The organism is Poseidonibacter antarcticus, assembly GCF_003667345.1.
Lineage (GTDB): Bacteria > Campylobacterota > Campylobacteria > Campylobacterales > Arcobacteraceae > Poseidonibacter > Poseidonibacter antarcticus.
On sequence record NZ_RCWF01000001.1, the window covers coordinates 73723 to 86275 of the forward strand.

Annotated in this window: 13 protein-coding genes; 5 read left to right on the top strand and 8 right to left on the bottom strand. The window is 26.6% G+C overall.

What is annotated here, in order from left to right; translation table 11 throughout:
* Positions 1-319: 319 nt before the first annotated feature.
* From D9T19_RS00365 to D9T19_RS00385, 5 genes are all read left to right on the top strand, one after another.
* Positions 320-805: a MarR family winged helix-turn-helix transcriptional regulator gene (locus tag D9T19_RS00365; RefSeq protein WP_228197951.1), complete on the top strand. Its 486-nt coding sequence runs from the start codon at positions 320-322 to the stop codon at positions 803-805.
* 45 nt (positions 806-850) lie between these two features.
* Positions 851-2482, top strand: a complete 1632-nt coding sequence (locus D9T19_RS00370) for an inorganic phosphate transporter (RefSeq protein WP_121626212.1) — start codon at positions 851-853, stop codon at positions 2480-2482.
* Positions 2482-4290 (top strand): Na/Pi cotransporter family protein, encoded by a 1809-nt coding sequence (locus D9T19_RS00375; RefSeq protein ID WP_121626213.1) that lies wholly within the window; start codon positions 2482-2484, stop codon positions 4288-4290. The genes D9T19_RS00370 and D9T19_RS00375 overlap by 1 nt, the downstream gene beginning before the upstream one ends.
* Complete coding sequence (locus D9T19_RS00380) at positions 4290-4550, top strand: hypothetical protein (protein WP_121626214.1); 261 nt, start codon at positions 4290-4292, stop codon at positions 4548-4550. Before D9T19_RS00375 ends, D9T19_RS00380 begins: the two co-directional genes overlap by 1 nt.
* 219 nt (positions 4551-4769) lie before the next feature.
* The gene (locus tag D9T19_RS00385; protein ID WP_162984512.1) at positions 4770-7058 is read left to right on the top strand and encodes a cache domain-containing protein; all 2289 of its coding nucleotides are present in this window, start codon (positions 4770-4772) and stop codon (positions 7056-7058) included.
* Between the two features lie 94 nt (positions 7059-7152).
* Here the strand turns inward: D9T19_RS00385 and D9T19_RS00390 are convergent, their stop codons facing one another.
* From D9T19_RS00390 to D9T19_RS00425, 8 genes are all read right to left on the bottom strand, one after another.
* Positions 7153-7542 carry an ExbD/TolR family protein gene (locus tag D9T19_RS00390; RefSeq protein ID WP_121626216.1) on the bottom strand — a complete coding sequence of 130 codons (390 nt, stop codon included), beginning with the start codon at positions 7540-7542 and terminating at the stop codon, positions 7153-7155.
* Positions 7539-8045 carry a MotA/TolQ/ExbB proton channel family protein gene (locus tag D9T19_RS00395; RefSeq protein ID WP_121626217.1) on the bottom strand — a complete coding sequence of 169 codons (507 nt, stop codon included), beginning with the start codon at positions 8043-8045 and terminating at the stop codon, positions 7539-7541. Before D9T19_RS00395 ends, D9T19_RS00390 begins: the two co-directional genes overlap by 4 nt.
* Before the next feature lie 14 nt (positions 8046-8059).
* Positions 8060-8773, bottom strand: coding sequence for an energy transducer TonB (locus tag D9T19_RS00400; protein ID WP_121626218.1), 714 nt, complete (start codon positions 8771-8773; stop codon positions 8060-8062).
* A gap of 339 nt (positions 8774-9112) precedes the next feature.
* Positions 9113-9364: a hypothetical protein gene (locus D9T19_RS00405; RefSeq protein ID WP_121626219.1), complete on the bottom strand. Its 252-nt coding sequence runs from the start codon at positions 9362-9364 to the stop codon at positions 9113-9115.
* A 2-nt stretch (positions 9365-9366) separates the two neighbouring features.
* Positions 9367-11469: a heavy metal translocating P-type ATPase gene (locus D9T19_RS00410; RefSeq protein ID WP_121626220.1), complete on the bottom strand. Its 2103-nt coding sequence runs from the start codon at positions 11467-11469 to the stop codon at positions 9367-9369.
* Between the two features lie 9 nt (positions 11470-11478).
* On the bottom strand, positions 11479-11856 hold the full coding sequence (locus D9T19_RS00415) for a YtxH domain-containing protein (protein WP_121626221.1): 378 nt from the start codon (positions 11854-11856) through the stop codon (positions 11479-11481).
* On the bottom strand, positions 11856-12230 hold the full coding sequence (locus D9T19_RS00420; protein WP_228197931.1) for a magnetosome protein MamC family protein: 375 nt from the start codon (positions 12228-12230) through the stop codon (positions 11856-11858). Before D9T19_RS00420 ends, D9T19_RS00415 begins: the two co-directional genes overlap by 1 nt.
* Entirely contained in the window at positions 12230-12553 is a 324-nt protein-coding gene (locus tag D9T19_RS00425) for a hypothetical protein (RefSeq protein ID WP_205588661.1), read from the bottom strand. The genes D9T19_RS00420 and D9T19_RS00425 overlap by 1 nt, the downstream gene beginning before the upstream one ends.

Sequence of the window (12553 nt, forward strand, 5' to 3'; positions counted from 1 at the left end):
TAAATATAGCTATTTAATTAATACAGCTAAAAAATAACTATATAATACCTTTCCCCATAAAATAAAAAAACTATTAAGAAGTACATATTTAAACATATTATTAATCTTTATACTAATATTTTTCATTCAATATCTTATTAATTATTCTACACTAAATAATTTAATAATAAAATAACTTTAAGAATGTAAATAAAGTTTAAATTTTATAATATAATTACTACTTAAATAATATCTTTATAAAAAAGATATTATTATTTTCTTACTTAATTATATCTTACCTAGAAAGATATTTTTAGAAAATTTATGTTACTATTTGAGTATGAATATAAAACAATTTAAAACTAATCTTGAACATGTAAAAAAATTAAGTCCTGAAGTTTTTAAAAAATCTATGTATTCATCTGTGCCTTTTTTTATACTCCATGAAGAAATATATGAGAAAGGTGAAAAACTATTATCAATGAAATTTAATATAAACCAAAGTGAATTAGATGTCTTAGCATCTTTATATTATATGGGTGGTGAAGATTATATGTTAAGTCCTACAAAATTGTATGAAGTTATGATATTTTCTTCAGGAGGAATGACTAAACTTTTAAAAAAACTTGAAGCATTAAATTTCATACGTAGAATAGAAAATACCAATGATAAAAGAAGTAAATTAGTTCAAATAACTGATTTAGGAAAACAAATAACAACAAATGCTTTAAAAGATTTAATCGCTCTTGAAGATACATATTTTTCTAAATTAAATATAAAAGAACAAGATACTTTTCAAAAACTTATTTGTAAGATATTAAACTAAGTGAATAAAATAATATAGATAAATTTGCAGTCAAGGAAATATTTTATGGAAATACAGACAGTAAAAAAAATGCAAAAAGAAGCAATCAAGAGTAGTGGTATTGATTTTATCAGACTTGGCTTTGCCTTATTTTTTCTAGTTGCAGTTTTGACTTATAGTTTTTTAAGTACAGGATCCATTCCAAATAATGTTTTTTTAGCAATTGCTGCACTTTTTGGTGCATATATGGCCATGAATATTGGTGCAAATGATGTTGCTAATAATGTAGGACCTGCTGTTGGATCTAAAGCACTTACAATGAGTGGAGCAATAATTATTGCTGCTATTTTTGAAGGAACTGGAGCTTTTATAGCAGGAGGAGATGTTGTTGAGACTATTAAAAAAGGTATTATAAATATTGATTCCTTTGAAAATAATATTGAACCATTTATATGGGCAATGATGGCTGCACTTTTGGCTACTGCTTTATGGCTAAATCTTGCTACAATAATGAAAGCACCTGTTTCAACTACACACTCAATTGTAGGTGGTGTAATGGGTGCAGGTATCGCTGCTTCTGGATTTTCAATAGTTTCATGGGATAAAATGGGTGAAATTGCTATATCATGGGTTATTTCACCCATTCTTGGTGGTATTATTGCAGCAGTATTTTTATTTGCAATTATAAAGTTGATAGTCTATAGAAAAGATAAAATAACAGCAGCAATAAAGTGGGTACCTATTTTTGTAGCTATTATGTCATGGGCTTTTATTACTTATTTAACTCTTAAAGGTCTTAATAAAGTATGGCCTATAATTATTAATTTTTTAATATTCTTACCAAATGAAAAAGAACCCTCTTTTCTAACAGCTTCTACTTTTGGATTTATTATTGCTATAACTGTTTATTTCATAGTAAAAAAAACTGTTTTATATAAAGCCAATAAGCTTAAAAATACAAGAGATTCTATCAACCTCTTATTTACAGTACCTTTAATCTTTGCAGCAGCATTATTAAGTTTTGCTCATGGTACTAATGATGTAGCAAATGCTATTGGACCATTGGCAGCTATTAATGATGCAGTTATTAATGGTGGAATTTCAGAAAAAACTGGTATCCCAATATGGGTTATGGCTGTTGGAGCAATTGGTATTGCATTAGGTCTTACTCTTTATGGACCAAAATTAATTAAAACTGTGGGTAGTGAAATTACAGAACTAGATCAAATAAGGGCATTTTGTGTTGCTATGGCTGCTTCAATAACTGTTATTATAGCCTCTCAATTAGGACTTCCTGTATCTTCTACACATATTGCAGTTGGTGGAATTTTTGGGGTAGGCTTTTTAAGGGAATACTTTGCAGCAACAGGACAAGAAGAAATTATTGCACATGCACAAATAAATATCGAAGATGAAAAAAGAGTTTTAAAAGCATATAATAGTGAGCTAGAAGCATTGGGAAATAAAAACAAAAAAACAAAAACAACTTATCAAAGAATTGTTGATTTATATAGAGTTATCGATGAAAAAGAAGAACAAATTAAAATATCAAAGAAAGAAGTAAAAAGTGTCGAACGCATAGAATATGTGAAAAGAGATGCTATTAATAGAATAATTGCAGCATGGATCATCACTGTTCCTGCTGCAGCTATTCTATCAGCTGCAATATTTTTTATGATTAGGGGGATTGTAATTTAATGTTAAGAAAAATATTATTACCTACTATTCTAGCAATTCTTGCTTATGGTTTCTGGATTAGTCCTGACTTTAAAGTAATTGCTGCTGGTGTTTCTATTTTCTTATTTGGAATGTTAGCTCTTGAAGAAGGATTTAAAGCTTTTTCAGGTGGAACTTTGGAGAAAATATTACAAAAATCTACAAATAAACTTTACAAAAGTATTGGCTTTGGTTTTATAACAACTGCAATAATGCAATCAAGTTCATTAGTTTCAGTTCTAACTATTTCTTTTTTAGGAGCAGGACTAATTGGATTAACTCAAGGTGTTGGAATTATCCTAGGAGCTAATATTGGTACAACAACTGGAGCATGGTTAATGGCTGGATTTGGATTAAAGGTAAAAATTTCTGCTTATGCTATGCCATTACTTGTATTTGGAGTAATACTTATATTTCAAAAGTCAAAATCTCTAAAAGGTATTGGATATATATTTGCAGGACTTGGTTTTTTATTCCTTGGAATTCATTATATGAAAGAAGGATTTGAAGCATTTAAAGAAGCTGTTGATATATCAAATTTTGCAGTTTCTGGGTTTAAAGGTTTACTAATATTTCTAGGTATTGGGATATTAGCAACTATTGTTATGCAGTCATCTCATGCAACTATTGTTCTTATTTTAGCAGCACTCTCTGTTGGGCAGATTAACTATGAAAATGCTTTAGCTCTTACTATTGGAGCAAATATTGGTACTACTGTTACTGCAGTTTTAGGTTCACTTAGTTCAAATATAGAAGGGAAACGATTAGCTGGAGCTCATTTCATTTTTAATATGATTACTGCTTTTATTGCAGTAATTATTATTCAACAAATGATGTATACTGTTGATATAATTAGTAATTTTATTGGTATAGCAGAAGATAATTATACATTAAAATTAGCAGTTTTTGATAGTATATTCAAAATTATGGGTGTTTTATTATTTATACCCTTTGTAGATAAGTTAGTTTCCTTCTTAAATAGAACATTAAAATCAGCTATAAAAAAACCTGATGCAAGTTTAGATAATGCTAAATATTTAAATAATTCAGCACTAGAACTTCCCTCAACATCAATGATTGCAATTATTAGAGAAACAAAACATCTTTATCAAAATGCTTTTGAGATTATTACTCATGGTTTAAATTTAAAAACAAGTAGTATTCTATCATCTATGCCTTTGGAAAAAGCTATAATAGATTTATATAATATAAGTGCAATAGACATTGATATGTTTTATAAAAATAAAATAAAAGGTATTTACGGTGAAATACTAGATTTTTCTGCTAATGCACAATCAGACATGAGTCCAAAAGACATAGAAAGACTATATAAACTCAAACTTGCAAATAGAGATTTAGTCGAAGCAATAAAAGATACAAAACATTTACAAAAGAATCTTTTTAAATACTCAAATCATCAAAATGTACATATTAAAAAAGAATATAATCGTATTAGACAAGATTTAGCAGAATTACTAAGAAACCTTAATAATATTGCAAATTCTAAAGAAGAAGATGTTATTTTACTTTTACTTTCAAAATCAAAGGTGCATACAGAAAAATATGATATTCTTGCAAATGGCACACTCGATAATCTTATTAGACAGGGAGTAATTACTAATAAAATGGCAACTTCACTTATGAATGATAGTAATTATGCCTATAATATAAGTAAAAATCTTACAGATATGGCTGAAATTATATTTATAGATAATTCTTCAATCTTAAATGTAGAAATGAAAATAAATGATGATGATATTGACTCAATTTTAAGTAAAAAGGATAAGTAATGGGTATTAATAAATTTATAAAAAAAGTAAAAGATACACTTGGATTAGATAATTATGGGATTGAAGGTAAGAAAAAATCTCTTAAAGACCTTTTAAAAAAGCTCAATACTAGAAAAAAAAGTATCACAAATTCTCTTAAAAATGAAAAAAAACTAAGAACAAAAAAAGAATTAGATGACTTAGATGAAGAACTCAGAATTATTTCATGCCAAATAAAAAAAGGAAAAAAAATCTTGCATGATTTTTATTCTGATAAATAATTTAAATTATAATTTATAAGTAAAGCAGAAGTACTCATAGCTCCATATTCATTCTGTCTATAAAACTGCTTTATAAAAATAATTTGGTACTTCCCCCTACTTTCATTTCATGACATACTTTGTTCATTTTATTAACCTATTTAATTTTTCCTAACCACTTCCTAACAATTAAAAGTAATAATTATGATATTAAAAATCTATTTTAAAAGAAGGTATATTTTGCAAAAAATTTCAAATGTTGATGTTATATTAAGAATAATAAAGTATGTTCCATTAATATTTATTATCATAGCATCAATTTTAACTACACTTAACATCTCTTTTAACTATACAAATAATTTAAAGAAAGAAAAAGAAAGAATTAAAAAAGAATATATACATTCTAATAAAGATATTATCGAAAATAATATAAATATCATTTTTGAATATATTAATAATAAAAATCGTCTTTCTAACGATTTTCTAAAAGAAGAAATAAAACAACAAGTCTATAATGCCCACAGTATGATGTCTTCAATATATAATAAATTTAAAAAAACAAGAACAAAAGAAGAAATAACTTTAATAATAAAAACAGCCTTAGAAAATATGAAATTTAAGAATGAAAGTGGATACTATTTTATTCATGATTTAAAAGGAATTGGTATTTTTCATCCAATAAATCCTGAACTAGAAGGGGAAAATAGTTTTTATACCCAAGATAGAAATGGTAATTTTAGTATACAAGAATCCATTAAAATAGCAAATAGCAAAAAAGGTGAAGGATATCAAACGTGGATGTATCCTAAACCTAATGGAACAAAAATTGAATATAAAAAAATTGGATTTATAAAAAAATTTGAACCTTATAATTGGTTTATTGCCGTGGGAGAATATGTTGATGATTTCCAACAAGAAGTAAAATATGAGATATTAAAACATATAAAAGAAAATCAATATAAAAATGCAGAATATATTTTTGTAATTAATAAAGAAGGTGATTTTTTACTAACGAGAACTGCGTTTACTAATGTTACGGATATGGAAAATGAAACTTTATTTAGTAAAGTATATAATGACTTTACTAATTCTAAGAAAGAAAATTTATATATAGAATATGCTTTAAGAAATGATAAACAAAATTATTCACAAAAAATATCTTACTTAAAAAAAGTTGAGTTATATGATTGGGTAATAGGAACCGGTTTTGATTTGAATAATTTAGATTTAGAAATTAAAGAAAAACAAAAAGAAATAGAAAAATATTATGATGAACAAATTTTTATTACTTTAATAACTACTATTATTATGACTGCTTTATTTTTAATAATATCAATATTTCTATCAAACTTGCTAAAAAAGAAATTTCTAGAATACAAAGAAAGTTTAGAAATACAGATACTAAAAAATCAGCAACAAAAAGAGACTTTAATAAGAGCCCAAGAAGTTGCTCATCTTGGAGATTGGAAATTAAATATAAAAACAAGGAAAGCTTATTGGTCAAATGAAATCATTCGTATATTTGGTATTGATAAAAAAGATAAAGATAAATTTGGACCTGAATTTTTGAAAGGTATAATGTTAGAAGAAGATAAAATTTGTTTTGAAGATTCATTAAATAAATGTATTGATACAGGAAAAGAACATAAATGTGTTTATAGAATAAAAAGAGCAAATAATGAAATTAGATGGATTGAGTGTAGAGGAAGACTCGATATAAACAAATTATTTATTGTAGGGACTATACAAGATATTACAGAAAATAAAAAGCAAGAAATAGAAAAGCAAGAAAAAGATGGAATCTTATATCAACAAAGTAAGATGGCAGCAATGGGAGAAATGATAGGGAATATTGCTCATCAATGGAGACAGCCTTTATCCGTAATTTCAACTGCTGCTACAGGTATAAAACTACAAAAACAAATGAATTGTTTATCTGATAATGAACTAATTTTTTCATTAACTGCTATTAATAATTCAGCCCAACATCTTTCTACTACAATTGAAGATTTTAGAGGTTTTTTTGATCCTAGCAATAATAAAGTTACTGAATTTACTATCTCTAATACTTTAAATAAAACATTAAACTTAATAAATGCACAATTTGTATCAAAAGAAATAGAAATAATTAAAAACATAGAAGATTTTAACTTATTATCAATAGAAAATGAGTTAATACAAGTTTTAATAAATATACTTAATAATGCAAGAGATGAATTAGTAAAAAAAGAAGATGGTAAAAGATTAATATTTATTACTACATATATAAAAGACAATATTTCATATATTGAAATTCTAGATAATGCAGGTGGTATTCAAAAAAATATTATAAATAGAATATTTGAACCTTATTTTACGACAAAACATAAAGCACAAGGAACAGGTATTGGATTATATATGAGCAAAGAAATTATAGAAAATCATTTAAAAGGTAATCTTTTAGTTTCCAATGAAGATTATATATATAAGAATGCAAGAAACACTGGAGCTAAATTTACAATTAAAATAAAAGTCTTCAATTCCTTATAAATTCAGCTAACTTTGCATATTTTCAATTAAATTATGGGAAAATACACAAAGTAAGCTGGGTTTACACAGTTTATCGAACACTTCCAGAGTTATCTTAATCTTTTTTTGTTACTAATGAAAGGTTATTTAATTCATATTTTTGTAAGTTATCTAAAACTTTTACTATTTTTTCATAGATTACATCTTTATCTATTCTTACAATAATATTTTTCTTTTTATCTTTTATTTCTGCTAGTTTTAAATCTAGTTCTTCAATACTAACTTCTTTTCCATAAATTGCTAGTTTATCTTTACTTATTTCTAAAGAAATTTCTTTTGGTTCTACTTCTAGTTCTTGTGCTTTTGAAGATGGTAAGTTTAAAACCAATGCTAGTTCTTCTTTTTTAAAAACTGATGAAACTATAAAAAATATAAGTAAGATAAAAACAACATCAATTAACGGCGTAATATCTGGTGTAATTGTTTCTCTTGGTTTTCTTCTCATATCTTAGTTATAACTTTCTCTTCAATTTTATGTTCTAATTTGTCAATAAACCCTACTAAATAGTTATATCCAACATAATGAGGAATTGCAACAATTAAACCAGCAACTGTTGTAATAAGTGCTATTGAAATACCAGTTGAGAAAACGCTTGGATCTCCTAAACCAGATTTTGAAATAGAATCAAATGAATTTAAAACACCAACAACTGTTCCTAATAAACCAAGTAAAGGAGCAATAGAAGCAATAATTTTAACAGTATTTAAACCACTTTCTAAACCTTTTACATATTTATCCAAGGCATTATCAAGGGTTTTTACTTCATACTTATCATTACTTTTTTCCATTGACTCTATGATTCTTTTAACAACTCTATCTTTGTTAAATTTTGCAATTGTTATAATAATTAACTTCCAAAACATAATTGTAAATCCAATTATATTTAACCCAATTAAAATATATACAATCACACCACCTCGATTGATATAATCTATTAACTCTACCATTAACTCTCCTATTTTTAATTAATTATTGAATAATTTATTGGAACTTCAATTGTCCAACTATTTTTTTCTAATTCTTTTGGAATTGCTTCAAATCTTGCAATTTTTTTAAGTAATTCTAAAGAAGCATTATTTAGTCTTTTATAAGAAGATTTTCCTACAATTTTTATGTTTCTTATATTTCCATTTTTTGTAATAAGAAATGAAACACGAACTTTCCCTTCCTGTCTTAATCTTTTCGCACTTTTTGGATAAACCTTATTTTGTTCTATTTTTCTCTTAACTTTTAACAAATATGCATTTTTTATTAGCTCTTTTGTAGCAGGAGAAACAACAACTTTTTTAGTAATTTTAGGAACCTTTGCTACAGTTTGAGGGACAACTTGAGGTGCAGGTTTTTTTACCTCTTTTTTAATTGGTTTTTCAACTGGTTTTTTTATAGGTTTCTTTTTTACAACTTTTTTCTTAACTTTTTTTGCAACTTTTCTTTTAGCTTTTTTTACAATCTTTTTAACTTCTTTCTTTACTTGTACTTTCTTAACCTCTTCTACTACAGGTTTCTTTTGGATTTCTTTTTTCTTTAAAGTAACTTTTCGTAGAGAAATACTGTTAGCTTGAGGCTTTTCTAATGCCACTTCTTTTTTAGGCTCAGGTTTATATAAAGCAAAAGCAGAAAGATGAACAATTGATACAATTACTAATGATGTGACTAATGAGATTTTATTAAACATAATCTGATTATATATTAATATTGATAATAATTATCTTAATTGATTAGTATTTTTAAAAGAATTTTTAAATTTATTAATGTGTTTTTGAGATTTAATATAGGTTATGAAGAAACACCATTAAGTTTTCTTCATAAGGCTTATAATAGATTAAAGTTTGTCTGTTCTATTTCTTCTTTTTATCATTTTTTTAGATGTTTTAGTAATTGTTTTTGCAGTTATTGCGGCTGTTAATATTGTAGCTAGTGGTAATAAAAATCCCATGAAATTCCTTTTTAATAATAATTATCAATAATTTTATCAAAAAGAAACTTATACGATTCTGATATTAATTATCATTTATCAAATTTCTGGGATTATATCTTTATTTTCTATTTCTCTTTTCTCTTCTAATACTTTATTTACTTTCTTCTTTTTTGAATCATATAATAAAGTATGCCATAAAGTAAAACCACAAAAAGCCACACCACCAATGATATGAGCTTTTTTTGCAGCTTTATTTTTCATAAATAACGATGTTACAACTGTAACACCAAGAGTCGCTGTCATTCCAATTTTGGCAGTTTCTCTTTGTAATTCTTTATCAAATTTCATATTTATTTTACTCCTTTTATTGAGTTTAATAATAATCCAATAGTTGTACCATTATGTAAAACAGCTGTTACGATTGGTGAAAACAATCCAAATGTAGCTCCTGCTAATATTGCAGAGTTTATACCTACTGTTGCATTAAAGTTATTACCTATTAATTTCATTGTTTTATTTGCTAATTCTTTTGCTTCAACAACTGCATAAATATCATCTTTTAATAAAGAAACATCAGCAGTAGCTTTTGCTATATCAGCCCCACGACTCATTGAAATTCCTACATGAGCAGAAATCAATGCTGGTGCATCATTTATTCCATCACCTACAAAGGCTACATTTTTACCCTCGGTTATAAGCTCTTTTATTATTGTTGCTTTATCTGTTGGTAAAAGTTCTGATCTTACTTCATCAATTCCTAATTCTTTTGCAATCATTTCAGCTTTTTTCTTAGTATCGCCTGTTAGCATAACAATATTTTTTACACCAAGTTCTCTAAGCTTAGATATTGCTTCTTTTGAATTTTCTCTTAAATTATCAGCAAGTGTAATTGTTCCTAAAAGCTTACCATCAAAACCTACATATAATAGTGTATGACCTTGACTTAATGATTTTTCAATTTTATCTTTGTGTTGTGAAAAATCTATTTTTTCGTCATCTTCTAAAAAGTGTCTACTTCCAATAACTACTTGTTTTTTATCAACTTCTGTTTTAACGCCATGAGCTACGATAAATTCTACTTCTTCATGGTGCATATGAACAAAACCATTCTCTTTTGCAGCTTTTACAACTGCTTCTGCTACTGGATGAAAATAGTGTTCTTCTGTTGAAGCTGTAAGATTTAAGATTTTTTCTTTATCCCAATTATCATCATAAGATTCAACTGAAATTACTTCTAATTGACCTGCTGTTAATGTTCCTGTTTTATCAAAAACAAAAGTATCAGCATTATATAAAGCTTCAATTGATTTTGCACCTTTTATCATAATACCATTATGACCTGCTTTTGAAATAGTAGATTTAAAAGCAACTGGTGTTGCAAGTTTTAAAGCACAAGAATAATCAGCTTGTAAAATAGAAGCTGTTCTTTCAAAATCTTTTGTAAATACATAAGAAGTTGCAGCTAATCCCAATGTTACAGGAACTAGGCTATCAGCTAATTTTGTTGCTTTTAGTTGTACAGATGATTTTTCATTTAATGAACTTTCAATATAATGTTTAATTCTTTGTGTAGCTGTATTAGTACCTACATACTCAGCCCAAACTCGTAATCTTCCATCTTCTATAATAGTTCCAGAAATAACTCTATCACCTCTTTGTTTTATAACAGGTTCAGCTTCACCTGTCATAGAAACTTCATTTACACTTGCACTTCCATCTATAATATGTCCATCAATAGGCACTGTATTTCCAATACCTACAATAACAATATCACCGATTTGTATATCTACACTTTTTATTAATACTTCGCTTGTTTTTCCATCAACTTCTCTTTCAACCCATGCTTCTTCAACATTTGGTTTTGAAAGTTCTTTTAATAAATCATCACTTTTATGAACTGTAGTTTCTTCAATATATTCACCAAGTTCAAGCATAACATTTGTAGAGTTTGCAGCTATATAATCTTTTCTATAAATAGAAATACCAACAGCAGCACTTTCTAAAACTTTTGAAGTTAATCCTTCTGTAAAAAGTTCTTTTGTACCATCAATTAGCATAGGAACAGCAGCAGCGGTTGTAATACCAGCTTTTAGCATATCATTTTGTATAAGTCTTTCTGAAACTAAAGCGGCACTAGCTCTAGCCATTCCTTTGATACTTGGCTCTTCATTACTTATACAAAATGTACAAGATTCTTCACTTGTACAAGAATTTAACAAGTTATCAGTATTTAAACTTGCTAATTCTTTTTCTATATTTTCACAAACATTATTTTCATCAAAATCAAAAATAATACTATTTGCTTTTTTATTTATTCTTACAGCAATAACACCTTGTATTTTTTCTAAATTATTTTTTAGAATATTTTCATCTAAATATTTCTCTTTTAATAAAGAAAATTTGTATCTTGCTCTATTTTTTGTACTATGTACTTTTTTAAATTCATTATTCATTTAGAGTCACTATTGTTGATTTGCTTCCATTTGAGCACGTGCATCTTCATATCTTTCTTTTAATTCTTCCATACCTGCTTGGAAAAATTCGCTTCCTTTTGAAGCAGCTTTCATAATACCTTGTTGAGCATTTTTATTTGTTAAAAGATATGTAACAGCAGCTCCAATTAAAGCTCCTTTAATAAAATCACCATTGTTAAATCCACTTTTTATAGGAGTTACTGGATTTGTTTGATTCATTTGAGCCATTTGACTTATTGGATTCATTTGAGAATCTAAAGGATTATTTACAGTTTGGTTTATATATGGATTTTGATTACTATTCATATTTTGAACATTTGAAACTCTTGTATTTTCAATATTTGTATCATAATTATTATTTTGCATTATTCACCTTCACTTATTAAATCTGTAGCGTTATTTTCATTATTTTCAATTGGAGTATAATTAGCTCCTAATTTATCATCTATTAATTCAACAGCATAAATACCACTCATACCTATTGAAAGGGCTGTTAAAGCTTTTAAAAACCCACCTTTTTGCCCTAGATAATTTGTAGTAGCAATAGCAGTACCTGTTGCTATTGCTCCTTGAGAAGTTCTTTTTACTGTATCTTTTACAGCATCTTGTTGAGATATTTTATTTTCTTTTAATTTTTTATAGTTAATCGTACCTGAAACAACCGCCGAAGCTATTGCTCCACTTACAATATGTCCTAGTACATTTCTAGGTTCTCCTAGATTTAACAATGGGTCTGTCATTATTTTTCCTCAGTCTTTTTTTCTATCTTTTCTTCTATCGTCTCTTCAACATCTTCAATTTTTTCTACTGTTTCAGTTTTTTCTTCATTTTCTTTTTTATCTAAAATTGCTTGTTCTTTTTTTTCTTTTATACATTGAGCTGTAGCGTCAATTGTTTGTTTTACTTCGCTTACAGTTTCTTTACCTTTTTCGTAAGAAGAATTTGCTACATCTTTTGATTTATTGAATAAATTTCCTGCTACTTTTTTGATTTTATCAGACTTATTTAAAGCTACAATTGCTCCTGCACCTACTGCTATTCCTAATATAAATGGTAATGCCAT